Origin of the sequence: Methylomicrobium sp. Wu6, assembly GCF_035916875.1 — a bacterium.
Classification (GTDB): domain Bacteria; phylum Pseudomonadota; class Gammaproteobacteria; order Methylococcales; family Methylomonadaceae; genus Methylomicrobium.
Genome location: NZ_JAXUHN010000078.1, coordinates 1 through 23,592, shown reverse-complemented (window position 1 = coordinate 23,592; position 23,592 = coordinate 1). Strand labels below are relative to the sequence as shown.

Annotated in this window: 21 protein-coding genes; 9 read left to right on the top strand and 12 right to left on the bottom strand. The window is 54.5% G+C overall.

Going from position 1 to position 23,592, the window contains the following annotated elements; all coding sequences use genetic code 11:
* Nucleotides 1-833 precede the first annotated feature (833 nt).
* Both U2W12_RS11275 and U2W12_RS11270 read right to left on the bottom strand, forming a co-directional pair.
* Nucleotides 834-2,099 (bottom strand): ATP-binding protein, encoded by a 1,266-nt coding sequence (locus U2W12_RS11275; RefSeq protein WP_326500786.1) that lies wholly within the window; start codon nucleotides 2,097-2,099, stop codon nucleotides 834-836.
* Nucleotides 2,100-2,214: 115 nt separating this feature from the next.
* Nucleotides 2,215-2,892, bottom strand: coding sequence for a response regulator transcription factor (locus U2W12_RS11270; protein WP_326500785.1), 678 nt, complete (start codon nucleotides 2,890-2,892; stop codon nucleotides 2,215-2,217).
* Between the two features lie 348 nt (nucleotides 2,893-3,240).
* On the opposite strand from U2W12_RS11270, the gene U2W12_RS11265 reads away from it, so the two are divergent.
* The 5 genes from U2W12_RS11265 to U2W12_RS11245 are packed head-to-tail and all read left to right on the top strand — an operon-like array spanning nucleotide 3,241 to nucleotide 8,496.
* The gene (locus tag U2W12_RS11265; protein ID WP_326500784.1) at nucleotides 3,241-3,726 is read left to right on the top strand and encodes a Spy/CpxP family protein refolding chaperone; all 486 of its coding nucleotides are present in this window, start codon (nucleotides 3,241-3,243) and stop codon (nucleotides 3,724-3,726) included.
* Nucleotides 3,727-3,774: 48 nt separating this feature from the next.
* Nucleotides 3,775-5,295, top strand: coding sequence for an efflux transporter outer membrane subunit (locus tag U2W12_RS11260; RefSeq protein ID WP_326500783.1), 1,521 nt, complete (start codon nucleotides 3,775-3,777; stop codon nucleotides 5,293-5,295).
* Complete coding sequence (locus U2W12_RS11255) at nucleotides 5,295-6,581, top strand: efflux RND transporter periplasmic adaptor subunit (RefSeq protein ID WP_326500782.1); 1,287 nt, start codon at nucleotides 5,295-5,297, stop codon at nucleotides 6,579-6,581. Before U2W12_RS11260 ends, U2W12_RS11255 begins: the two co-directional genes overlap by 1 nt.
* 47 nt (nucleotides 6,582-6,628) lie before the next feature.
* Nucleotides 6,629-7,297, top strand: a complete 669-nt coding sequence (locus tag U2W12_RS11250) for an ABC transporter ATP-binding protein (RefSeq protein ID WP_326500781.1) — start codon at nucleotides 6,629-6,631, stop codon at nucleotides 7,295-7,297.
* Nucleotides 7,288-8,496 (top strand): ABC transporter permease, encoded by a 1,209-nt coding sequence (locus tag U2W12_RS11245; protein ID WP_326500780.1) that lies wholly within the window; start codon nucleotides 7,288-7,290, stop codon nucleotides 8,494-8,496. The genes U2W12_RS11250 and U2W12_RS11245 overlap by 10 nt, the downstream gene beginning before the upstream one ends.
* Before the next feature lie 451 nt (nucleotides 8,497-8,947).
* Here the strand turns inward: U2W12_RS11245 and U2W12_RS11240 are convergent, their stop codons facing one another.
* The 3 genes from U2W12_RS11240 to U2W12_RS11230 form a co-directional block, all read right to left on the bottom strand.
* A complete protein-coding gene (locus U2W12_RS11240; RefSeq protein WP_326500779.1) occupies nucleotides 8,948-9,121 on the bottom strand; it encodes a WGR domain-containing protein in 174 nt (57 codons plus the stop codon).
* Between the two features lie 63 nt (nucleotides 9,122-9,184).
* Nucleotides 9,185-9,718: a tyrosine-type recombinase/integrase gene (locus tag U2W12_RS11235; RefSeq protein WP_326500778.1), complete on the bottom strand. Its 534-nt coding sequence runs from the start codon at nucleotides 9,716-9,718 to the stop codon at nucleotides 9,185-9,187.
* 33 nt (nucleotides 9,719-9,751) lie between these two features.
* A complete protein-coding gene (locus U2W12_RS11230) occupies nucleotides 9,752-10,021 on the bottom strand; it encodes a site-specific integrase (RefSeq protein WP_326500777.1) in 270 nt (89 codons plus the stop codon).
* A 314-nt stretch (nucleotides 10,022-10,335) separates the two neighbouring features.
* On the opposite strand from U2W12_RS11230, the gene U2W12_RS11225 reads away from it, so the two are divergent.
* Complete coding sequence (locus tag U2W12_RS11225; RefSeq protein WP_326500776.1) at nucleotides 10,336-10,743, top strand: hypothetical protein; 408 nt, start codon at nucleotides 10,336-10,338, stop codon at nucleotides 10,741-10,743.
* The gene (locus tag U2W12_RS11220) at nucleotides 10,740-11,462 is read left to right on the top strand and encodes a DNA/RNA non-specific endonuclease (protein WP_326500775.1); all 723 of its coding nucleotides are present in this window, start codon (nucleotides 10,740-10,742) and stop codon (nucleotides 11,460-11,462) included. The genes U2W12_RS11225 and U2W12_RS11220 overlap by 4 nt, the downstream gene beginning before the upstream one ends.
* Nucleotides 11,463-11,669: 207 nt before the next feature.
* Here the strand turns inward: U2W12_RS11220 and U2W12_RS11215 are convergent, their stop codons facing one another.
* The gene (locus U2W12_RS11215) at nucleotides 11,670-12,497 is read right to left on the bottom strand and encodes a hypothetical protein (RefSeq protein WP_326500774.1); all 828 of its coding nucleotides are present in this window, start codon (nucleotides 12,495-12,497) and stop codon (nucleotides 11,670-11,672) included.
* A gap of 1,031 nt (nucleotides 12,498-13,528) precedes the next feature.
* On the opposite strand from U2W12_RS11215, the gene U2W12_RS11210 reads away from it, so the two are divergent.
* Nucleotides 13,529-14,077 (top strand): hypothetical protein, encoded by a 549-nt coding sequence (locus U2W12_RS11210; protein WP_326500773.1) that lies wholly within the window; start codon nucleotides 13,529-13,531, stop codon nucleotides 14,075-14,077.
* Nucleotides 14,078-14,645: 568 nt separating this feature from the next.
* Here the strand turns inward: U2W12_RS11210 and U2W12_RS11205 are convergent.
* Genes U2W12_RS11205 through hyfB form a run of 6 tightly spaced genes read right to left on the bottom strand, consistent with a single transcriptional unit; the run spans nucleotide 14,646 to nucleotide 21,949 of the window.
* Nucleotides 14,646-15,155 (bottom strand): NADH-quinone oxidoreductase subunit B family protein, encoded by a 510-nt coding sequence (locus tag U2W12_RS11205; protein ID WP_326500772.1) that lies wholly within the window; start codon nucleotides 15,153-15,155, stop codon nucleotides 14,646-14,648.
* Nucleotides 15,156-15,164: 9 nt separating this feature from the next.
* A complete protein-coding gene (locus U2W12_RS11200) occupies nucleotides 15,165-16,745 on the bottom strand; it encodes an NADH-quinone oxidoreductase subunit C (protein WP_326500771.1) in 1,581 nt (526 codons plus the stop codon).
* A complete protein-coding gene (locus U2W12_RS11195; protein ID WP_326500770.1) occupies nucleotides 16,742-18,187 on the bottom strand; it encodes a hydrogenase 4 subunit F in 1,446 nt (481 codons plus the stop codon). Before U2W12_RS11195 ends, U2W12_RS11200 begins: the two co-directional genes overlap by 4 nt.
* Entirely contained in the window at nucleotides 18,178-18,879 is a 702-nt protein-coding gene (locus U2W12_RS11190) for a formate hydrogenlyase (RefSeq protein ID WP_326500769.1), read from the bottom strand. The genes U2W12_RS11195 and U2W12_RS11190 overlap by 10 nt, the downstream gene beginning before the upstream one ends.
* The gene (locus U2W12_RS11185) at nucleotides 18,879-19,823 is read right to left on the bottom strand and encodes an NADH-quinone oxidoreductase subunit H (protein WP_326500768.1); all 945 of its coding nucleotides are present in this window, start codon (nucleotides 19,821-19,823) and stop codon (nucleotides 18,879-18,881) included. The genes U2W12_RS11190 and U2W12_RS11185 overlap by 1 nt, the downstream gene beginning before the upstream one ends.
* Nucleotides 19,823-21,949: a hydrogenase 4 subunit B gene (gene hyfB, locus U2W12_RS11180; RefSeq protein WP_326500767.1), complete on the bottom strand. Its 2,127-nt coding sequence runs from the start codon at nucleotides 21,947-21,949 to the stop codon at nucleotides 19,823-19,825. The genes U2W12_RS11185 and hyfB overlap by 1 nt, the downstream gene beginning before the upstream one ends.
* A 1,174-nt stretch (nucleotides 21,950-23,123) precedes the next feature.
* Between hyfB and U2W12_RS11175 the strand changes: the two genes are divergently transcribed.
* Complete coding sequence (locus tag U2W12_RS11175) at nucleotides 23,124-23,468, top strand: hypothetical protein (RefSeq protein WP_326500766.1); 345 nt, start codon at nucleotides 23,124-23,126, stop codon at nucleotides 23,466-23,468.
* Nucleotides 23,469-23,592 lie beyond the last annotated feature (124 nt).

Sequence of the window (23,592 nt, the reverse complement as noted above, 5' to 3'; positions counted from 1 at the left end):
CCCTTTGGACACAGGAAAACCCGCCTGCCTGCCTGAGCTACGGCTCCACACAAAAGTGTGAGTCGCTTAAAAATTCGGCCGGTGGATAGGGAAAATTATACTTTTCGGGCAGACACTAGATAGCAAATGGCGTTTCCATGCCAGATCGAACACCCGGCAAAAATCGTCGAGCAGACAAAAAAGTTCGGTTAAACTGTCCATGAGCGCCTCCCGATCGTGTTTTTATTTGTTCGCTAAAACAGAATCTTACGAGAAAATGGGGCGCTCGCTCTGGATTTCTTATTCCAAACTCAGGTTACAATAAATCTGTGATCAGCAACGCAACGACTTTTATAAGGCGAACACTGCCGGGGTGTTTTTGCCCAGTGCTCTGGATGCCAAATACAAGAACGCCGTCTTGGAGTTTGCTTGGGAGTAGCTGTTCCCAGCAAAATCATCGGCGGCATACGCCAGTTTACAGTCAGTGGTCAATGAGTGTTTTATGGCTGAAATTGGCCGTTATGCAAAGCTTTGCATAACGGCCATAAGCTGCCGGTGGGTTGTTCTGCAGGGCTGCCGTTCGAATGACCGTTTCATTCTGAAACCTGACGAACAGCCTACGCATGCAACTCACCCTAAGCCGTAAGCCGGCCCATTTCGGACACCAGTCATTCACGAACGTTGGCTTTACCCTCTGTCTGTTGTGCATTTCGTGTCTCAATGCATCAGCCAACCCAACTTTTGAATGGCGACATTCAACCATGAAGCGAACGCTTTCGGCGTGCAGGAAATTCAGGTAGACATCCTGAAGGGGTTGCGGACGACGCTCTTAGAAGACCTCTAATGGCTGTTTGTTACTCTAAAGCTTGTTCAACGGGCAAGACCATTTCAATTCGAAGGCCACCTTCTGGCCGGTTCTTCGCAATAATTGAACCGCCATGGGCTTCCACGGCCCGACGGGCGATCGCCAGGCCGAGACCGAAGCCGGTCTGGTTATCAGCGCCGCCACGGAAAAACGGTTTGAAGATCGACGCCAATTGCGTTTCGGAAACCCCGGATCCCTGATCGAGAATCATAAGATGTACGCGCTGCCCATCCGAGGTGAAATGGGTTTCGACACGCACGCTCTTGCCCGGCGGGGTATACTTGACCGCGTTGCGGAGAATGTTTTCGATAGCTCTCAGGATCAATTCAGCGTGGCCTTGGATTCGAATCTCCGTGATTCCGGCGTATTCGACGACAACATTCTTGGCTGCGGCCTCGAATCGGGCATCCTCGAGAATGGATTCAAGCAGTTCGCCGAGATCAACTTCTTCTGCTGCGATGCCCGCTACGCCAGCCTCTAGCCGGGAAAGGGTTAGCACTTCACCCACCAATTCGTCAAGGCGTCCCGCCTCGCGCTCGATGCGGTCGAGGCTGGCGTCGGTCTTATCCGGCTGCTGCCGGGCCAAGCCGACGGCCGCATGCAGGCGGGCCAAAGGGGAGCGCAGTTCATGAGACACGTCGTGCAGAAGGCGCCGCTGCGCAACCACTAGGGTACCGATTCGCTGGGCCATGTGATCAAACTCTCGCCCGAGGTCAGCCAGTTCGTCACGGCGCCGACCTATGGCCGGTTCCACCCGGGTATCCAGTTGGCCACTGGCCATGGCCTTGAAGGCCGCTCCCAGATGACGGATCGGCTTGGAAAGATACCAAGCCAGCCCGGCGCTGAACAGCAAGCTGGTAAGAAGGCCCATTATCACCGGCATAACCGGCAGCAAGGGGGCATAAGGTGGAGACCTGCCCCCAGGAAAGGGCAGCGGTTTCGCGCCAAAGCGCCGATCGAGGGCGGTTATGAACAGCACATAACGGTGCCCGTCCTCCATCTGCACCGTCCGCACTTGCTGCGAAAAGTTGCCTTCCCGAACCCACTGCTGGGCCTGTTCCCACGCCCCCGATGGCAGCGAGCGCCCAAGGATATCCTGACCTCTCTCATCGACCGCATAGACGGCGGGGAGCGATTCGCGCTTCGCTTCCACCTCGAATTGGTTTAAGGCGGCAACGCCGCCGGACCGCAATACGGCCGCCGCGGCAGCGATCTCGGGCACGACTGATCTCTCTACAGCAGCGACGCTCGGCATTTTCTCCCCATCGCTATGCCGGTGCATCCAGAACACCGTCCCGACTCCAATTACAGCCGTAAGTTGGGACAGCCATAGGGCGAAGAATAGCTTCCAGAACAGTCGTCCCACCGGCTTAATCCTTAACGAAAACATAGCCTCTTCCCCGCACCGTCTGGATATAGGATTCGCCGTCTGGACGGGCGCCGAGCTTCTGACGGATGCTGCTAATGTGCACGTCGATGCTGCGGTCGAAACGGGCTAGAGGCCGTCCTAGACCCATTTCGGACAATTCGTCCTTGCCGACCACCCGGCCGGCATTACGGGCCAGAATTTCGAGCAGATTGAACTCGGTACTGGTCAATTCGAGCGGTTGCCCCCTCCATGTCGCATTGCGCTTCTGTGGGTGCATCATCAGAAAACCGATAGAGACTGTTTCGGATGTCTCCGCGGATGTCTGCGCGCGACGAAGGATGGCGCGGATACGAGCGGCCAGCTCCCTCGGCATACAGGGTTTGGGCACATAGTCGTCAGCGCCCAACTCAAGGCCGAGGATGCGGTCCAGGTCGTCGCCCTTGGCGGTGAGCATCAGGACCGGAATTCGGCTGTGCAAACGGATGCGGCTTAGTGCTTCAATGCCGCTCATGCCCGGCATCATGATGTCCAGTACGACGATGGTATGTCGGCCAGACAGGGCCTCCGCCACGCCGGTCGCACCATCGTATACCGCCAGGACGTCGAAACCGTCCCGCCGCAAATACTCCGCGAGCATCTCGGCGAGTTCGGCATCATCGTCCACCAAGAGAACGTTCATCTTAAATGCCTCTTTTAAACGGGAAAAATTGGACGAAATCCCAATCGCCTAGCGCCTTTGTCCTCATCTCTGACCTTTCTTTCAAAAGGAGGACGGCCGGGGATGAGAGATTAGATTTTTTCAGGCTCAACATAAGTGAGGAATTTAAGATCATCGTTTCGGATTCCGAAATGTACGCTTCAGATAATAGCGAAGCCTCGTCGTCAGTACAGCCTATTTCATTATTTTTTACCTAACTTTACATATCCTTAACCCTCATTTACGGGAACATTCGTCACACTATGGGCCATGGAGTGCGCTGAAGCCCTCCATAACTCATCCAATTGGTTTCTTTACCAGGAGTGCATCATGAATAGCCGAATCCCCACAGTACGTACCCTTTGCTCCAGTCTTTTGTTGGTCCTCCCTCTGATTACCCAGGCAGCCCCTTCGATGGATTTTCCCCATGCAGGTGCCGGCGGACCACCGTTTCAGGAGGGTAACGCCTTACCGTTCGCCAGTGACCGGCTGCCGCCTTACGTGCATGACCTGGATCTGAGCAACTCCCAACGGGCCAGAATCGCCGAGATCTTGAAAACCCAGGGCGCGTCCCTGCGCGACAAGGCCGAAGCGGGCCGGAAAGCGCAGAATGAATTGCGTAAACTGGCTTTTTCCTCAGACTACAGCGAGGATAAGGCCAAGGCCCTTGCCGACGTTTCCATACCTATCATGGCAGAACTGGCAGTCCTCCACGCTCGGCTCGATCACGCCATCTTTACTGTGCTGACTCCCGAACAGCAGCAACAGGCCAAGGAACACATGGCGAATTTCAAAGGACATTTCCCTAGGCATTAAAGACGTGCCTGACTACGTGTCAAAAATGAATTTTGGAAATAACCCTTTATGAATAAATCAATGCCTCGTTCCGGTTTGCTCCTACTGGCCGTGGCGGTGCTTTGTGGTTGCACTCAGCTTTTTCCCAAAGTGGGGCCGGATTACCAAAAGCCTGAGTTGGTTTTGCCCGCCAACTGGTCCGACGCAATGCCACCCCATAGCCAGCAAACTACAAGCGATAGGGATCGAAGCCTGGCGCAGTGGTGGCAACAATTGGGTGATGCGCAACTGGATCGATTGATCGATGAGGCCCTGGCCGCCAATCTCGATCTACGCAGCGCCAAGGCTCGTTTACAGCAAACACGCGCTACTCGGGACCAGGCCGAGGCTGAACTCTATCCGACGCTGAAGGCGTCGGGCAACGCCAATCAGCGGGAAGTTGACAGCTCAGGTACCGGCACGCAGGCTACGGGCACCAATATTGGTGCCGGCATCGGCTCCGGTGGTGTCGGCTCCACGGTCAATGGTGCCACTTACAGCCTCGGTCTCGACGCTAGTTGGGAAATCGACATCTTCGGCGGTATTCGGCGCGGTATTGAAGCCGCGACTGCGGACGAGGCAGCGATCGAAGCCAAACTGCACAACGATCGCGTTTCGCTGGTCGCCGAGGTGGCAAGGAACTACGTCGAGCTTCGTTCCTATCAGCGCCGCTTGTCCATAGCGAAGGACAACCTGGCCAGTCAAAGCGAAACCGCGCAAATTACCGAATGGCGTTTTCAGGCCGGCTTGGCGAATGCCAGCGATGTCGAACAAGCCAAGACTAGCCGCGAACAGACCCGCGCCGGCATTCCCGATCTGGAAGTGGGCTTGAGGGCGGCGGAAAACCGGCTGGCCGTATTGCTTGGCCGCAATCCTGGTAGCTTACGTCAACAACTCGCCGAGACCAAAGGATTGCCCAATTTGCCATCAAGCCTGGCCGCTGGCATTCCCACCGATGTGTTACGCCAGCGCCCGGACCTGATCGCGGCCGAACGCACCTTGGCCGCTGAAACCGCGCGAGTCGGGCAGAAGCTGGCGAAGCGTTTTCCCAGTCTTAATCTGAACGCCTCGCTGAACTGGTATACCTTTGCTTCGTCGGGGATGAGCACCGTCATTCAGAGCATTGGGGCCAGTTTGGGAACCACCTTGTTCGACGCTGGCCGGTTGCGGGCGGCGGTGGATATTCAAAGCGCGGTGCACGAACAGGCGCTGGTGAGTTATCAGAACAGTGTATTGACCGCACTGGAAGAAGTCGAAAACGCGCTGAAATCCTACGCCGCCGGCCATGAGCGAGTCCAAGCGCGCCGCGCCGCCGCCGATTCTGCCCGCAGCGCCGCACAACTCGCCCGCCAACTCTATCAATCCGGCCTGGCCGATTTTCAGAGCGTACTAGACAGCGAACGTACCCGCTTGAGCACCGAAGACAGTCTGGCCACAGCCGAGGCCGGGCTTAGGACCAGTCTGATCAGCCTTTACAAAGCCTTGGGCGGCGATTGGCAAGAGGCACCGACAACACCGACTCAGTCTATCTCGCAACGGAGCAGCTCCTGATGAATCAACCACCTGAAAATTCGAGGGATGCCTTGCAAGCTATCCTTAACGCCAATGCCGATAAATCAGCCCATCGTCAGCGTCGTTGGCTATTGATTACTGCGGCCATTGTTGGCCTGCTGGTTTTATTCCCGCTGTTCGCCCACGGCGGCAAACAAAACGCTCTGCAGTTCCTGACCGAAACGGCGACAACCGGTGACCTGGTGGTGACGGTGTCGGCCAGCGGCACCTTGGAGCCGACCACGTCGGTGGATGTCGGCAGTGAAATGTCCGGCGCCGTGGCCCGGGTACTGGTGCAGGAAAACGATCATGTAAAAAAGGGCCAGTTGCTGGCTCAGCTCGATCTGACCAAGTTAAGTGATGCCGTGACCCGCTCCAAAGCCGAACTCGCCTCGGCACAGGCGTCGGTGGCGCAAGCTCGCGCCACGGTGGCAGAATCGAAGGCGTCGCTCTCGCGGATGCGCCAAGTCGCAGAAATTTCCGCCGGCAAAGTGCCCGCCCAAACCGAGCTGGAGAAAGCGGAAGCCACGCTGCAACGCGCCGTCGCCAACGAAGCCAGCGCCCGGGCTGCTGTCGAGCAGGCCCAGGCGGCATTGAAAACCGACGAAACCAATCTGGCTAAGGGCACGATACGCTCGCCGGTCGATGGCGTGGTGTTGTCGCGCAAAATCGAATCGGGCCAAACCGTGGTTTCCGCCATGACCATTCCGGTGTTGTTCACGCTGGCGGAAGACCTGACGAATATGGAGTTACAGGTCAAGGTGGACGAGGCCGATGTCGGCAAGGTAAAGGTCGGCCAGTCCGCGACGTTTACGGTTTCGGCCTGGCCAGGGCACGACTTCCCGGCCACGATCCAGCGCGTCAGCCTGGGTTCGACCATCGTCGATAACGTGGTGACCTATAAGACCGTGCTTGGGGTGCGTAACGACGAGCTGGCACTGCGGCCGGGCATGACCGCCACCGCGACCATCGTCACCGCCCGCCGCGACCACGTATTACTGGTGCCGAACGCGGGCTTGCGCTTCACGCCACCGGAGACTGCGGAACCCACACAGGACAGAAGTTTCGTCAGCCGTCTGTTGCCGCGCCCGCCCGCCGAACCGAAAAAACGCAATGGTTCGACCGCTTCCGGTTCACCGCAGGTTTGGGTACTCGACGACAATCAACAGCCACAACCGGTGCCGGTCGAAATCGGCGAAAGTAATGGCCGCTTAACCGAAATTGTCGCCGGGAACTTGAAAACGGGCATGGAGGTTATCACCGATTATCAGGAAGCCAAGCCATGAGTGAAATCAACGCTGCGCCGCTAATCCAGCTATCCGGCATTACTAAAGTGTATGGTGAGGGCCAGGCCGCGTTTCAAGCACTGCGCGGCATTGACCTCCGCATCGCCGCCGGCGACTTTGTGGCCGTGATGGGACCTAGCGGTTCCGGTAAATCAACAGCGATGAATATTCTCGGCTGCCTGGATATGCCCAGCAGCGGTACATACCAATTCCAAGGCGTTCACGTCGAGCGGCTCGATCGCAACCAGCGCGCGTTGCTGCGCCGCCACTGCCTAGGCTTCGTGTTTCAGGGTTTCAACCTATTACCTCGCACCTCGGCGCTGGAAAATGTCGAATTGCCATTACTCTATCGCGGCGAAGGCGCTCTATCCCGGCATGACGCCGCCAAGGCGGCGCTGGCCCGTGTCGGGCTAGCCGGCTGGGAAGCACATACACCCACCGAACTGTCCGGCGGCCAGCAACAGCGTGTCGCCATTGCCCGCGCCATCGTCACCCAGCCACTGGTGTTACTGGCCGACGAGCCAACCGGCAACTTGGATACTCAGCGTAGCCACGAAATCATGGAGTTGCTGGTGACATTAAATCGGGAACAAGGCATCACCATTCTGATGGTAACCCATGAGCCGGAGATGGCGGCCTATGCCCAGCGCATCGTGCACTTTATCGATGGCCGGGTGACGGAAGATCAAACCCCGGGAGAAGCTACATGTGGCTGAATACCCTTCTGTTGGCGTTACGAGCGATTCGCCGCAATCTGATGCGCTCTTTCCTAACGATACTCGGCATTGTCATCGGCGTGGCTGCCGTGGTGACGATGGTCACGTTGGGCCAGGGAGCGACGCGTATGGTCTCCGACCAGATTTCCAGCCTCGGTAGCAATCTGTTGATGGCGCGGCCGGGCCAGCGGTTGGGACCAGGGCGCGATTCAGCGGGTGCGCCCAATTTCAAGAAAGCCGACGCCGAGGCGATACTCACCCAGATTGGCGGCTTGCGTGAAGTGGTGCCGGTGGTTGGTCATGCGATTACGCTGGTAGCCGGCAACAACAACTGGTCCACCACGGTCAACGGTACGACCAATGGTTATCTGGTCGCCGGTAGCTGGAAGCTGGCCGCTGGCCGGGAGTTTCTCGACGACGAGGAACGCACCGGCAAAGCCGTTTGCATCATTGGCGCCACGGTTAAAATAGAATTGTTTGGTAACCGCAATCCCTTGGGCGACGAAGTCCGCATCAAGACCTTCGTTTGCCAAGTGGTCGGCTTGCTGGCTGCCAAAGGTCAGGGCGCGATGGGCATGGACCAAGACGATACCGTGCTGATGCCGCTATCGACTGTGCAGCGCCGCCTGACCGGTAATCAGGATGTTTCGAGCTTATTGGTCTCGCTGAAAGACGGTACCGACGCGTCCAAAACCATGCAACAAATCCGCCTAATCCTACGCGAACGCCGCAAACTGGCCGACAACGAGGCCGATAATTTCAATATCATGGACACCAAACAAATCGCCGAAACCCTGTCCGGCACCATCGGCACCATGACCGCCTTGCTTGGCGCGGTGGCGGCGGTCAGCTTGCTGGTGGGTGGTATTGGCATCATGAACGTGATGCTGGTATCGGTGACCGAGCGGACGCGGGAGATTGGCATCCGCCTCGCCATCGGTGCACTGGAAAATGAGGTATTGCTGCAATTCTTGATCGAAGCGGTCATGCTGTCCTGCCTGGGTGGTCTGATCGGCATCATGCTGGCCTTCTTGGCCTGTCTTGCATTGTCTTCGTTGATGCACATACCTTTTCTGTTTAATCCCAGCATCAACTTGTTAGCGTTTGGCTTCTCGGCTGCAATCGGGATTGTTTTTGGCTACATGCCGGCCCGGCGCGCGGCGTGGTTGGATCCGATTGTCGCGCTGCGGCATGAGTAATTCTGCCCTCTTTCATGATGAAAACCGATGAGGCATTTTCAGCCAATTCATGGGCATTTCGAATAAGCGGTGATTCGTAAGAATCAGAAAACGACATTCAATGACTGCTATGGCCGCCTGCTGTCCTATAACAGTTGCGATTAGCGACTGGTTTACTTTAAATACCTGCCATTGAAACTCGGACCGATCGAACGGCGACAATGGGTCGGCAGCAGCGATTCGTGGTGCATGTAAACAGTCATTCCGGAACGTCTGCTTTCAGAAGAGCCCAGTGTCAGCAAGGGTAACCGTAAGGGTTCCTTCGTTTTATGGAGTCTGCAAGCTGTCCGAAAAATCCTCATTGATTAGTAATTGCGAATGTCAGGCGACAATAGCCTCCTGTCAATTGATGTATCTTAAAAACGACCGTTTTATAGAATATTCGGATGTCTGATTTAGCACAGATTTTCGATTAGGCGCATTCCTCAGGATAAAACCATTCTTTCCGCACCGTTCCTGGCGGGCCTGCCCTGCCCCACTCCCGGACCAGCGACCAGTCGCCGAATATTCCAGGTGTAACGATCATCTGATAAAACCGGTGCATGTTCTTTTCCGGATCGTGCCGTTCCAGATAAATGGGGCCCATGCCTATACCTTATATATCCGCCACCAACTTGCTGAGCCTCTCCTGCCCAGCATGCGTGTAAATCTACGTCGTCGCGATGCTCTCGTGCCCGAGCAAGGCCTGGATATCGACCAGCTGCACGTCCTTTTCCAAGAGCCGCGTCGCATAGGTGTGCCGGAGCTTGTGCGGCGTGACCTTCTTCTGAATGCCAGCCTTGTCGATCAGCTTCTTTAAATAGGCGCGGACTGCGTGGGCGCCTGCCGGCTTGCCGGCGATCGACAATGCCAACACCCGGCCGAAAGCTTCCGGAAGCGGAACCTGGCGCTCCTTGTTGCCCTTCCCTATCACCCGCACCGATTTGGCCACGCCATCGACCACGCGGATATGGTTCACTTTCAAGCCCAAAGCCTCGCTGATTCGGAGGCCCGACTTCTGGATCAACTCGAACAATAAATCGTAGCGCTGCCTGACCTTCAACGCCGATTCGCGGCTGCGGCCGAAAACATTGTCCGGAATGTCGTCGTGATTGCGCGTGGCTTTTTGCAGCGCGTTTTGCTCTTCGACTTCGAGCCAGACCGGCATGCGGCGAGGGCGTTTGGGTTTCTCGACCTGGTACACAGGATCGTCGGCGACCAGGCTGTTTCGCTTCGCTCATTTATAAAAGGTGGCGAGGCAGGACACCTTGCGGGCGACTGCGTGCGGACCTACCCCTTCGCGCGACAGGTGCGAGACGAAAAATTCCAGATCGGTCGGCTTGCAGCTGCGCCAACCGAGTTTCGCGTCGTCGAGCCAACGGTTCCAGATGCCGAGATCGGAATTGTAGTTGTAGCAGGTCGTATCGGCGTGGCCCTTGGTGTATTTGAGGAAGCCAAGGAAATCTTTTCTGGCTTGCTCGAAGGAAGTTTCGGTTTGGTTGGTCATCTCGTCTCCATGCCGCGTTTGGAAACCTGATCGGGAATTTCCGGCCGGGGGCCAGAAAACTCAGTTTACTAAAATTACTATTTTATAGAAAATCTGTGAGAATGCAAAAACGTAAGTATTAAGGCGCAGAGCGAAAAATCGCCTATTAAGGGCAACAAAAACACAATGATATGATATCAAATCATACTAAATGTACTAAAACTTTTGTTTTAGTACAATAATCAAGCTGATGACAAATAAACACCGATAGAGTAGCATTCAGGATCATGCTCTTTTGTAATTATCGAACAGTGAGCGAAAACAACGAGACTGTTATGGCAGAAAAAGAATCGCTGAAAGAGAAGATATTGGCGTGGCGCGAAGAACGACAAAATGGCCAAAGAATATGGAGTTTCTTTCATCATTTATCACTGTTCGGATCCATAATCTGTAGCGTATCAGCGGGCGCTGTTTTGCAAATGACTCATAACCAGACTCTTGCAAGCCTATTGACAACAGGCGCCGCCGTTTTAACTGGAATTGCGCTGTCCGGCGGATTCGAAAGAAAATGGAGAAGCAATCGTCTCAGTAGAAGCATCGCCGACAGAATGCTCGTGGATATCGATAGCGACAACCCAAATATTGACGACATCCGGAAGCAATATAAATTGGCTATCGAAAAACATGACACTGAGGTTGTGAGCGACACGAATAACGATCACCAGAATGGGAGGGAACGATGATCAACATCCCCAGCTTGAGACCCGAGTCCCGTTACGGCTTGCCCGTTGCTGATCATATCCTGTTCAACCGGCATTACGTCCTCGGCTACTCGTATTATTTCCGGCAAGCCAAATGGGCGATGGAAATTGTTGACTCCAGCATGATGACCCTGGAAAGGGCCGACAACTTCCGGCCGGATTTCCGCATCCCGGAAATGTTCCGAGCCGACCTGGCGGATTATGAGGAATCCGGATTCGATCGAGGCCACCTGGTCGCGAGCGCCAATCAAAACGAAGTGGCCATCCAGAACAGCGAGACCTTCCTGCTCTCCAACATGGCTCCCCAAAAGCCGCAGTTCAATCGAGGCATCTGGAAGCAGCTTGAAACTGCTGTCAGGAAACTCGACGCCAAGGAAGATATTTACGAGACCTATGTGATCAGCGGCCCGATCTTCGATTTCGACACGCCGATCGCGCGAATCGGCGCCAGTGACGACAACGGCGTCACCCTCCCCGTTCCGAACTCTTATTTCAAGTCGGTCCTGACTGAAGATAAACGAGGCGACTTGAATATGTGGTCGTTCGTGCTGCCGAACGAGGCATCAGACAAGCCGCTGGAATCCTTCCTTGTGCCGACCGTCGTGGTCGAGCGACTGGTCGGGATATTCTTATGGGACCGGCTGACCGGGCAGAAAATCGAGCAAGAGAAAAAGAATGTCCGGAAGATGTGGAAGACTTAGGCTGTGGCGATGCGGCTATCCACAGAATCTGTGGATAAGTGACAGCTCGGCCTACCGCCGCAAATGATAGGAGGTGGAGTCTGGTTAAATTGACTGAAAATTGGTCAGCTCTTTTTTGGTAAAATGGCAAGTCGCCGGAAAGCGTGGGCGAGACCTTCGAGTGGTTTACAAGGGTATTGGACGATGAAAAAGGGTATCGTGGCTAGTTTATGCGCAGAGACTCCAAATTAGCTGCCAATTCATAAGTGAACTGTCCCAAATTTCTAAAGACTCGACAGGAGGACTCCCATCAAACACTATTTGCGGCCCACCACCGCATTGCGGGGTGTGATCTTGCGCAAGAGGCTCGTAGAAATACTTATAAAACCTCAACTTACTATTGCTAGGATCCTCTCTATCCCCATTGAATGCAACGAAAGATGAGTTCTTAATGTTTGAGGTATGAATAGTCGCTCTTAACCGGCAATCACTCCACTCAGGCAATATTTGCAGAGCTTCACGAGTCGCTTCAGGATCATTCCATTTTCCATATGAACACCAATGATATCGCGGCTTTGAACGACGTACTGGCCTATTTTGCTTTGGCACAGGGGGAAGACGCCCGGTTTTCTGCACATAATCTTTCACGAGTTCATCGCTAGGAAAAACTTTGCTACTGGAGTCTAGCACCCTATAAAGCCTATCTGCTATGTTTTCAATGCCAATTATTTTGAACTGCGGAAAAGCAGGCCTAGGCGGAATAATCGACACGGGATACCGCTGCAAATACCCATCCATGCTTCCAACCCATTTAGCTATGTATTCAAGGCTATCAACTAATGCTCGCTTACCCACGGCAGAGTGCGTTTGAAATATATTTGCCAATTCTTCTGTACGGTGATTACCAAATTCATCTACAAATCGAGAACATACAACTAAGAACCCTTCTAGGGCTGACTCTGTTAATTCTCCATTTAAAAGGCGTAGCAATGTTTCGAGCTGTTCCCCAGTTATTGGGTCGTCTTCCGGATACCATTTGGATATCATGCGCAACATATACCCTCCACCTATGTCTCTTAACAAATTGGCATAGTTTATCAGTGATTGCTTACACCCATTATCTGGTTCTATAATATAACCAAGCTATACCCCATTGGGGGCGCCTGCTGTGCCAGTACGTGAGATTCTCCGACTGGTTCCCGTACATTCTCAGATATGAGATGGACGGGGACTTTATTAACCCTAGTCGGAGCTCTTTACATGGCAAAATCTCGCAAATCTCTCGTCGTTCCCCGTTCGATCGCTTTTTCCCATCAATCCGGCCGCTGCTTTTATTGCAACGAACCCATGTGGTCGGAAGATCCCCATGAATTCGCGCTAAAGCACAGGATCACACTTGGCCAGGCTAAGCACTACCAGTGTACCGGAGAACATCTTAAGGCTCATAAAGATGGTGGAACGGCGGAACGAAGCAATATCGTTGCGGCATGCTTATTCTGTAATCGGAAACGACACCAGCGCAAAGAGCCTCCGCATCCAAATCAATATAAAAAACTGATCGAGAATCGCATGAGCCAAGGGCGTTGGCATGACGTTAGGCTAAATTGAGTATTTTTTTGATCGACTACCGGGGCGGCCATCGTGCTAATCCGCAACTCGTCCGCGCGACCGCAAAACCTCCCTGTTTTGCGGTCGCGCTCCCGAATTGCTCAGATATTCCTACTCCACGAGCCCCTGGCATAGCCCATCCATGGCTGCCCGGCACCGGCCTCCCTGCCAGTGCCGCCAAAAGCTCCGCGGTTACACTCAATCTTGACCTCACCCAAAGCTTGCTATCCCTGCCGCTGCGCAATCCCAATAAGGCGTGCGTCCCGCATAAGCCATAAGATTCCGCCGCCGCCCCCGCCCACCAAAAGTCCCCAACTCGCCGCTGGCCAACCCACTGTCTTTCAAAGCGCTGCTTTCACGCCCGCCGTCCGCTTTTACCTTCAGCGGGGCCTTTGTCGGCCGGATGTCGTCGGTGAGACTATATGTATTCTGCTGATACTGATAAAGTAAAAGGCTCCAAAACAATAATTAAAATCCGCATGCACGAACTAACCGAACGCGAACTTTACCAAGCCCTTGAGTACGCCAAAAGCCTGGATGAAAACGCCGAACGGCGAATCCTAGAGCAATTCCAGCTTGAACAGATCGCTCTGGCCCAAACCATCTTCGGTATTTTCCCTGCCGTGATCGCCGAGCAGAACCAGGATATGGCGAATCTGTTCATGGACCTTTGCTTCGACGTGATTTGCGTTTATCAAAAGGCCTTCGGCCCGCTGCCGTCGCAGAAAGACATGGATTTGGACTGGCTGGAGAAACAGGCGATGCTGCTGGACGCGGAGCTGCAATCTTTGATGACTGATAAGCACATGGACGAGAAAATCAGGGAGAAGCTGCAGGACCTTCTGCGGCAGCGTTCACTCGATGAGACGGGGCAAATGGGATTGGTAAATTTTATGAACGTCGCGATCGACGACTTCGCCTCGGAAAACCCTGTTCGGGTTCCGGCGATTAAAACGACTCAGACGATGATCTTTATGGTAATCCGGCTATTCAACGAACTTTATAGTCATGCGGCCGCTATTTCATAGCGGCGGAGGGCTGAAGATGTAGCAACTTGCTACACTTCGGAAATTTGTAAAACGCTAACTTGACTTAACTACGTCTAAAATTAGCTTCATTCAAATCTGACATTGACAGGCAGGGTTCGACTCTAAGGAGTCACTCAATCTAGATTTACGAACGGTAACATACCACCCCAAAGCGGCTAGTCGATTCAGAGAATCAACTGGTGCTACCGGCTTGGTATAAGTCTCAAACAAGTCAAGATCGACGGTGAATCCCTCTTCATCTCCAACTACCGTCAGGAGATCCAGATACTATGAAGCATCGGCCATACGGTCAGCCTGGGCTTACGCCAAATCGCCAGGTTCAGTCGCGCGGTTATCTTCATCTTGGACGCTGCTCCGGCTATTCGATCCGATCGTGGCTGAGCTGCGGTTGTTTAGCAGGCTTTTTGCCGCGCATGACAGAACGTCGTCGCCTGCCGATCAACACAGCGGTTATAGAAACGCACCGCCCTAAGACAGTTTTGGGGTTTGCTTGTAAATCAGTATCGGTGTCTTCGCTAAGATGGGATTTACCTGTGCAATCCTGGGTTTATTGCTTCATTAACCCCAACAAACCCTTCATTAACGCCAACGGTGTCGGCGGGCATCCGGGGATGACAACATCCACCGGAATTACGTTCGACACCGCGCCGCAACTAGCGTAACTCACGCCGAACTCGCCCCCACAAACCGCGCAATCGCCGGCCGCGACCACCCATTTCGGATTCGGGGTCGCTTCGTAAGTGCGCAACAGCGCCGTTTGCATATGCCGCGACACCGGCCCGGTGACCAGCAGAACGTCGGCATGCCGGGGCGAGGCGACAAAATGGATGCCAAAGCGTTCGATGTCGTAATACGGGTTGTTTAACGCATGTATTTCCAGCTCGCAGCCGTTGCAGGAACCCGCATCGACTTCGCGGATCGCGAGACTGCCGGAAAATTTTTTGTCGACGTGCCGTTTGATTTCAATACCCAGGCGCTCCAGTTCATCGTCTTTAGGCGGCTTGATCCGTTCGGTGACCATGCCGGTCGTCAGGATTTTTTTAAACAGTCTCAACATCGGCGTGTCCTATAAATCGTTGCCCGAGTAGGAGCCATTCAGGGATTTGTTGCAGACCGGAAAATCCGGCACGATATTGTTCAAGGTCAGTTTTTCAAATACCGGCCAATTTAAAATGCTCGGATCGCGCGGATAAAAACGCGCGATTTGATTGTCGCCATCGAAACGGATGTAGGCGACAATTTCGCCACGCCAGCCTTCCACGATGCCCAAACCTTCACTACCGACGGCAGGCGTGCGCCATGCTGCGATCAGGTCGCCGCCGATCGGCAAGCGGCCGATGAATTGCTCGATCAATTTTAACGCGGCATTGATTTCCTTAAGGCGTATCCAGACTCGGGCGGCAATGTCGCCTTCGGTTTCCAGCGGCACCTTGAACGTCGCCTGGTCATAGGGCGGATAAGGCGCATCGCGTCGAACGTCGAAGCTTTGCCCGCTGGCGCGGCCGACGTAACCCACCGTGCCAAAGGCTTCGGCAATTTCCGCCGATAAATAACCCGCAGTATAAAGCCGGTCTTCCAGCGAGGTATTTAAATCCAACGCGGTCACGATGTCGGACAGTTCTTTGCGCAAGCGGGCGATGTCCTTCAACATCGATTGACCGGCCTCGTGCGTGACATCGCAGGCGACGCCGCCGGGGACGACCCGGTCCATCAGCAGGCGGTGGCCGAAAACGCCGGCATTCGTGCGCAACCAGAGCTCGCGCAAGCGCGTGAATTGCATTTGCGCAAACACGAAAGCGACGTCGTTGCAGATCGCGCCGACGTCGCCCAGATGGTTCGCAATGCGTTCGCGCTCGGCCAATATCTCGCGTATCAAGGCCGCGCGCGGCGGTATCTCGACGCCGGCCGCGCGTTCCATTGCCATGCAGGCTGCCCAGGAGTGGCCTACCGTGGTATCGCCGGAAATGCGTCCGGCTAATCGGGCTAAGGACTCCGGCGTCCTGCCTTCGGCAATTTTCTCGATGCCTTTATGCACATAGCCCAGCCGCTCCTCCAAATTCAGGATCAACTCGCCGTCCGCCTGAAAGCGGAAATGGCCCGGCTCGATAATGCCGGCATGCACCGGACCGACCGGAATTTCATAAACGCCCGCCCCGTAGGCTTTGACGAATTGATAATCCAGATCCGGAGACGTCATGGTTTGCGGCTCGCCCTGAACCGGAAAATCCTTGCGTAGCGGATGGCTTTGTTTAGACCAGGCTTTATGCCGCGTCCAGGGACGATTGTCGGGATGGCCCGAAAAATCGATCCCGAACATGTCCCGGGTATGCCGTTCACTGCGATTGGCGGCCGGATAAACCGTTGCTTGCGAAGGTAATGCGGGTTTAGCCGCGCTGACCGTCGTGCGCAAGAGGAGATAAACGCCATGTTTTTCAAAACAGGCATTGATCAAAAATCGGTCTTGGTCATGTTCCGCCCAGCCTGCGGCCCAACGTATGTTTTGTTGGATCGCCAGTTCCGCAAACTGTCGCCAGTGGTGAGCGTCGATTTGCCATAGGGTTGCTGACGGCAGAGGAGTTTGTGCAACCGCAATGTCTGCGGCAACGAGCCGGCTCAAGAAATCAGTCGTCCAATTGGCATCACTCATAAGGGTGCGCTCCCGGAAATTAACAACGTCGCCTGTGAAAACCAGTTAGCTAAAAAACCGGGAATCGAGAGGCCCAGCCACAACACGAGCGCCAGATGGATCATTACCGGCCACAGGTTGGCTTTGACAGGCATTTGACCTTCGGGTTTGTCGCCGTAGACCATCGGATGTATATGTCTGAACAAGCCGGCAAAGGCAATGCCGATGCCGAGCAGTAGCAGCGGCGTCAACCAGGGATAGCTGTGCATCGTGGACAGCAACACCAGAAACTCGCTGGTAAACACGCCGAAAGGCGGAAAGCCCGCAATGGCGATCGTGCCGATTAACAAGCCCCAGCCAATGCTGGGCTGGGTTTTAATCAGCCCGCGAATGTTGTCGATGCTTTGGGTGCCGGCGACTTGCGCGGCATGACCGACGGTTACGAAAATGGCCGATTTGGTCAGCGAATGTATGGTCATGTGTAGTAATGCCGCGAAGGTGGCCAGCGGGCTGCCGATGCCGAAGGCAAAGGTCATCATGCCCATGTGTTCGATCGATGAATAGCTGAACATCCTTTTGATATCCTTCTGCCGATGCAGGAAAAAGGCAGCGACCAGAAACGACAGCATGCCGAATCCCATCATCAGATAACCCGCCGTCGCCGACCGGGTAGCGCCGTCCACCAGCATCTTGTTACGGACGACCGCGTATAAGGCGTCGTTCAGCAACAAGCCCGACAACACCGCCGACATCGGCGTCGGTCCTTCGGAGTGGGCGTCAGGCAGCCAGTTATGCAAGGGCACCAGACCGATTTTGGTGCCGTAGCCGATCAACATGAAAACGAAGGCGATCTGCAGCACCTCCGGGTTTAATTTATCGGCGTGGGTGTAAAGGATCGACCACAGCAGCGAGTTTTCGATATCGCCCACCTGGACCGCCGCATAGTACAGCAAAATAGTGCCGAACAAGGCTTGCGCGATGCCGACGCCGCAGAGGATGAAATATTTCCAGCCCGCCTCGATCGATTCGGGCGTTCGATACAAGCTGACCAGCAACACCGTCGCCAACGTCGCGCCTTCCATGGCCACCCACATCACGCCCATGTTGTTGGTGGTCAGCACCAGATACATCGCCAGCATGAAACCCTGATACATCGAGTAATAGAGTTTTAAACGCTGCTCGGTGAGTTTGCCGATTTCCATTTCATGCGCCATGTAAGGCGCAGAAAATATCGAGGTGGTCAGGCCGACGAAGGCGGTCAGCACGATCAGATAGACGTTGAACGGATCGATCAAAAAGGCCCGGTCCGCAGACAAAATGGCGCCTCGATTCAAGACGTTCGTAGCCAGCCAAAGCGTCGCAGCCAGACAAACGGCGTTAAAGCGGACGTTCAGTTTGCCGGTATCCGCTCGGTGTCCGGTGAGCGCAAAAAACACGATGCCGATAAGCGGAATCAATAACACCAAATAGGCGGCAATCTTTTATCTACCTCGTGCAAACGGTTCAATCGGTCGACGTCCAGCGAATCGATACTGGTGCGGATATGCAGGAAAAAGATGCCGAACAGTACCGCCGCGACCAGCACGTCGAAGGCCACGCCCAATTCAACCACCATAGGCATGCCGTTGGTAGCGACGATGGCCGAAAAAAACAGGCCGTTTTCGATCGACATGAAACCGACCACATGTGCGACTGCCTGGCGATGCGAAATCATCAGCAACATGCCCAGCAGCACGACCGACAGGCTGACCGCCAGCGCATTCAGCGTAACTGCCGAGGAGGAATGCACGATCGGATGTAACACGTAATAGCTGAATATCATCAGACTCGCTCCACCCAGCATGACCAGGGTATTATTGGTCAATGCCTCGACGTCGCGATGCAGGTTCATTTGCAAGACCTGCCGCCTCAGCATCCAGGGAATAAAAATCACTTTCAGCGCCAAGGTTAACACCACCGAGATATACAGATGGGGATTATTCAGGCTGTATGCGGCCAATGCGGTCGTCAATGTCAACAAAAAGCCCTGCAGGGCAAACACAAAAATCAGCCGCAACAAGCGCCCCTGTCCCAGCATCAGAAATGAGGTCAGCCCGACAAAGGCGGCCAGCGACAAAATGGCTTGCGTATAAAAATCCAGTTGTCCGATGTTCATCAGCGCGATGCCTCTAAAATGATGTGGCTCAACATGCCCAGCAAACCGAGCAGATACGCAAAACCGAGATACTCCTGCACACGAAACAGGCGCATTTTTGCGACCAGCGTTTCAGAAATCGCCAGAAACAAACCCAATACGGCCAGTTTTCCGCTAATTGCGAACAGGCCGTAGGCCAATGCCGGCACGGTAAAAGATTCGGCGATGCCCCAGGGGAAAAAGATGTTCGCGATCAGAACGCCGTACAACATCAGTTTTAACTGGCTGGCCCATTCGATTAGCGCCAAATGCCGGCCGCTATATTCCAGGATCATCGCTTCATGAATCATGGTCAGTTCCAGATGCGTCGCCGGATTATCGACCGGCACGCGCCCGGTTTCCGCAATCGCGACCAGCATCAGCGCAAACAACGCAAATACGAACGACGGTCGCAACACCAGCCCTTCCTGCACGACATGGTCGATTGCAATCGATAAATTGGTCGTGGAAGCAGTCATCGTCAGAGTAAAGATCGCCATCAGCATCGCCGGTTCCGCCAGCGATGAAATCGTCATTTCCCGTGAGGAACCCATGCCGCCGAAGGCAGTACCGATGTCCAATCCGGCCAAGGCCAGGAAAAAACGGGCAAAGGCAAAAAAACCGACCATCACGATCACGTCCGCACTGGCCGAGGTCGGCAAGTCGACCGCAATCAGCGGCACGATGGTAGCCGCCAGCACGGTCGCGGAAAAAATAATGTAGGGCGAAATCGTGAATAGCCAGGACGCCTGCGCCGCAACCACCGGTTGCTTGTGCGTCAATTTGATCAAGTCGCGATAAGGCTGAACAAGCGACGGAGACTTGCGGTTTTGCAGGCGGCACTTGCAGTATTTCACCCAGCCGGCCAACAACGGCGCCAGCGCGACGAACAGCAGGGTTTGAACAATAGCGATTAACCAACTCATTAGCTGATCACCCATAACATGAAAAGTAAAGTCACAAACGAGTAGCCGAGATAAACTCGGATGTTCCCGGTCTGAATGCGGCCGATCTGCTCGGCCATCCTGCCGACGCCCTGGGCAATTGGCTGGTAAACCCTCGGCCAACTGTGATCCTGAATCTGCAACTGATAACGAATCGCCGCGACTTCCTGATTCAGCGCGCCTTGCAGGTCTTTGTCGATCTGTTCGTCAATGATCCAGGCTTTGGCAAAAATACGCCTTAAAGGCATCGCAAAAGCATGGCAACTGTACTGCATGCGCGGCGTCAGGCCGCCGAAACCGCAGTCCCAAGGTTCCGCCCGGCGCATCACGGTGGCAGGATTACGGCGCAAATACCAAAAACTGATGCAGCCGGCAATCAGCGCGGCTATCAGCACCAAAAGCGGCGAATAAGATGCCTGTTTCGTCGAGACCGGTGCCAGCCACAACCAACCTAAAGCGGTATCGTTCGGCAAAGTCTGCCCCAATAGCTGCCCTGCAACCCTGTTGATCAACGAGATCACCAGGCCCGGAAAAATCCTGATCAAAAAACACAACCCGGCCAGCAGACTCGGCCCTGCGAGCATCACTTTATCCTTGACTTCATGCGCTTTATCGCTATGGCGCGAACGCGACTTTCCCAAAAACATCATCCCGAAGACCTTGACGAAACACGCCGCCGCCAAGGCCGCGGTCAGCGCCATCGACGCCGCAGCAACCGGAATCAAACTGCGCAGCACACCGTTGTCCAGCACAGAGACCTGCAATGCGGTCTGAAAAGCCAGCCATTCGGAAACAAAGCCGTTGAACAGCGGCAAAGACGAAATGCTCATGCAACCAACCAAAAACAATTTGCTGGTATGCGGCATCCGCCTTATCAAACCGCCCATCATGTCTATGTTCAGTTCGTGCGTTCGATGCTGAATGATACCCGCGCCCAGAAACATCAAATTCTTGAAGAGCGCGTGATTGAAGGCATGAAATAACGCCGCCAACAGGCCCAGCGCCGCCAGTTGCGGGTGACCGGTGGCTTTGAAAATCACCGACAGCCCCAACGCCATCGCGATCATGCCGATGTTTTCGACAGAGCTGTAGGCCAGTAGGCGTTTCAGATTGACTTGCATCATCGCATACAATATCCCGCCCAACGCCGATATTGTGCCGACAATGAGCAGCGTTACCCCCCATTGCCATTGCAGCTCGCCGAGCAAATCGTAACAAAAGCGGATCAATCCATAGAGCGCGACTTTCAGCATCACGCCGCTCATCAACGCCGAAATATGCGACGGCGCTACCGGATGCGCTTCCGGCAGCCAGACATGAACCGGCGCCAAACCGGCCTTCATCCCGAATCCGAGCAGAGCCAGCACAAAAGCGATGCTGGCCCAGTGAGTCGACAGTGTTACGTTCCGCAACGCATCGAACGCAAACCCGTCGGCGAAACTTGCGAGTATTCCGAACGCCAATATGATCGCCAAGGCGCCGACTTCGGCCATCAATAAATACAGAAAAGCGGCGCGGCGATTGGCCGGATTTTCATGCTGAAACGCCACCAGAAAATAACTGGCGACCGACATCAACTCCCAGGCGATCATGAAAAAGAACGCGTCGTCGGCCAGTAGCACCAACAGCATGCCGCACACGAACAAGCCGGTAAACAAGCCCAGCACCGCAAATGGATGTTTGCTGTCGTCGTAAGCATGCACGTAGCCGGGGCCGTAAAGGCTGACCGCGCTGACCGCAATGCCGATGATCAAAAAAAAGAATCCGGACAAGCCATCGAAACGCACGTGCCAGGGCAGCCAAGGCAGACCAAAGGCGATTTGATCAGTCACAACAGTGTCAACGACCAGTACGCTTAACCCGGCCGCTGCCGCGAATAGGCCTGACAGACCCAACAGCAAAAAAACCGCCTGCCGCAGCAGGTGCGGGTAACGCCGTTCTTTCAGGCTGTTTTCAAGTAAGGATCGGTAGTGACCGCTGCGGTCCGGAAATTTTTTGCACCAATACCGGCTCAACTCCAGCAGCATGAAGCGCTGATTCATCAGCAACGCCAGCAAACCGGAAGCGAAGCTTAAAAGCACTGCCCCATAAGCGAATCCAAGGATCATAAAGAACTCTCAAGCAAGCGATGCCGTTGCAAAAACCCGTCAGTAAACGGAATTTTTCCCGGGTGAGCCGTAAAAAAAGGAGTGGTTTTTGCCTCATTGCCGGCAAGATGTGTTTCCAACGGAAACGGCAACGCCCGGATCAATCATACGCAACGCACAAACATTGCGCAACGGGGTCCGCGTTATTCAAGACAATCCGTTATTTGAATGGAAGGACGAAATCGGCAGCCTCAATACCGTTGCATTCAACCGTTCGCTGAGCGGAGTTGGTTAAGTTCCCGTTTGCTGAGTCGAAGCGAACAACCCAGCTGGCTACGCGCAGCCGGCGGTATATCCGCTCAATCGGCGCTCGCTTTGGGCAGGGCCACCTCATTAAATTTCATTTGGATGACCGCTGTTCGATTTTAACCAGCCGGCCAAAGCCCGCTATTGGTCATCAGGTAATGGCCGGAAGCGCCAATTCATTCTTAAAGCTGATTATCATCTAATTTTTAAAAATCTGGTGAGCTGGACTTGTCTGCAATTTTCGAATTAGTTGTGTTGTGACATTTTTTCCTGGCGCACCCAACCTTGGGAATATCTACCCCCAACTGGAAAACTTTCCAAGCTCTTTTACATCCAAGTGTTTTTCGAGCTGTGACGGTCGGCTCATGCGATCAACTCCAGTAAGGATTTCGGAAGGGTTGGTGGAACCGTTTCGAAACCAGGAACAGAATATTTTATGCGCCGAGGCTGTCGCCTAGGTGCCGGAGCCGATCACCTGTTGTCATCCGTCTCCCTCTAAACGTGTCCGGTGCGTTTCACTCGTTGACAGAGCCAGACGTTGTGCACTGGTCTGGGCTCTACCCGGCGGTCGACGTGATGCAGCAGCTGCTCAATATGTTCGGCTGGCTCGCGAGCAGAGTCGTGGCGACTGGGGATAGCGGTGCCATGAGTGAGCGTACTCGGTGCGCGGTTGAGGCGGCTCAAGATTGGGCGAGGGAAAGCATGCAATGACCAAGCAAGATTCTGCGCGTTTTGCCGAGCTGATGGTGACGCTCGGGGGACCTTTGGGCGGGTAATTGATCGTCCCTGGTCAAAGTTTTCTGGGGTGTGCTGGTAGAGTTCGACATTGGCGATGTTGAAGCGGCCGTTCATGCACCTCTGGCGAATGGCGAGTTTTTTCCGGTGCCGTTTGAGCTTAAGGCCAGAATGCACGTCTGTGCTTAGGGATCAACATCTGTCTGTAGATGAGGCGTGGGCGATCGCCGTCAAGATGGCGGACGAGTACGAAACCGTCGTGTGCACACAGGAAATCATGGACGCCTGGCAGGCGGCTAGGTCGGTTCTGGATCTCGTTGATGATGTCGGCGCACGCATGGCGTTTCTTGCCGCATATGAGCGATTTTCCAAGTGTGGAAAGCCAAAATGGCTGATTTCTCAGGGCCGCGACAAGAGTCTGCAACTGGCTCGGGTGTCCGAGGCGGTGATGCAGGGCCGGCTTCCGGATTCTGTGCTGACTCGCTTCCCTCGATCATGAGCCCGGCTTGCGTCCGGATAAGTCCGGAAAAGGAGAATGTTACATAACTGAAACCTTTTATTGAAATCCAGAGGGTTCGACTCCCTCCCGGTAAAGGTTAGCCAGCCAGCCGGAAACGAGTCTT

Excerpts from the sequence above, each read along its gene's own strand:
- U2W12_RS11275 (WP_326500786.1), bottom strand. The coding sequence starts at position 2,099 with ATGCCGAGCGTCGCTGCTGTAGAGAGATCAGTCGTGCCCGAGATCGCT.
- U2W12_RS11185 (WP_326500768.1), bottom strand. The coding sequence starts at position 19,823 with ATGAGTTGGTTAATCGCTATTGTTCAAACCCTGCTGTTCGTCGCGCTG.
- U2W12_RS11210 (WP_326500773.1), top strand. The coding sequence starts at position 13,529 with ATGCACGAACTAACCGAACGCGAACTTTACCAAGCCCTTGAGTACGCC.
- U2W12_RS11205 (WP_326500772.1), bottom strand. The coding sequence starts at position 15,155 with ATGTTGAGACTGTTTAAAAAAATCCTGACGACCGGCATGGTCACCGAA.
- U2W12_RS11255 (WP_326500782.1), top strand. The coding sequence starts at position 5,295 with ATGAATCAACCACCTGAAAATTCGAGGGATGCCTTGCAAGCTATCCTT.
- U2W12_RS11215 (WP_326500774.1), bottom strand. The coding sequence starts at position 12,497 with ATGTTGCGCATGATATCCAAATGGTATCCGGAAGACGACCCAATAACT.
- hyfB (WP_326500767.1), bottom strand. The coding sequence starts at position 21,949 with ATGATCCTTGGATTCGCTTATGGGGCAGTGCTTTTAAGCTTCGCTTCC.
- U2W12_RS11265 (WP_326500784.1), top strand. The coding sequence starts at position 3,241 with ATGAATAGCCGAATCCCCACAGTACGTACCCTTTGCTCCAGTCTTTTG.
- U2W12_RS11245 (WP_326500780.1), top strand. The coding sequence starts at position 7,288 with ATGTGGCTGAATACCCTTCTGTTGGCGTTACGAGCGATTCGCCGCAAT.
- U2W12_RS11260 (WP_326500783.1), top strand. The coding sequence starts at position 3,775 with ATGAATAAATCAATGCCTCGTTCCGGTTTGCTCCTACTGGCCGTGGCG.
- U2W12_RS11190 (WP_326500769.1), bottom strand. The coding sequence starts at position 18,879 with ATGAACATCGGACAACTGGATTTTTATACGCAAGCCATTTTGTCGCTG.
- U2W12_RS11230 (WP_326500777.1), bottom strand. The coding sequence starts at position 10,021 with ATGACCAACCAAACCGAAACTTCCTTCGAGCAAGCCAGAAAAGATTTC.
- U2W12_RS11220 (WP_326500775.1), top strand. The coding sequence starts at position 10,740 with ATGATCAACATCCCCAGCTTGAGACCCGAGTCCCGTTACGGCTTGCCC.
- U2W12_RS11270 (WP_326500785.1), bottom strand. The coding sequence starts at position 2,892 with ATGAACGTTCTCTTGGTGGACGATGATGCCGAACTCGCCGAGATGCTC.
- U2W12_RS11200 (WP_326500771.1), bottom strand. The coding sequence starts at position 16,745 with ATGAGTGATGCCAATTGGACGACTGATTTCTTGAGCCGGCTCGTTGCC.
- U2W12_RS11240 (WP_326500779.1), bottom strand. The coding sequence starts at position 9,121 with ATGGGCCCCATTTATCTGGAACGGCACGATCCGGAAAAGAACATGCAC.
- U2W12_RS11225 (WP_326500776.1), top strand. The coding sequence starts at position 10,336 with ATGGCAGAAAAAGAATCGCTGAAAGAGAAGATATTGGCGTGGCGCGAA.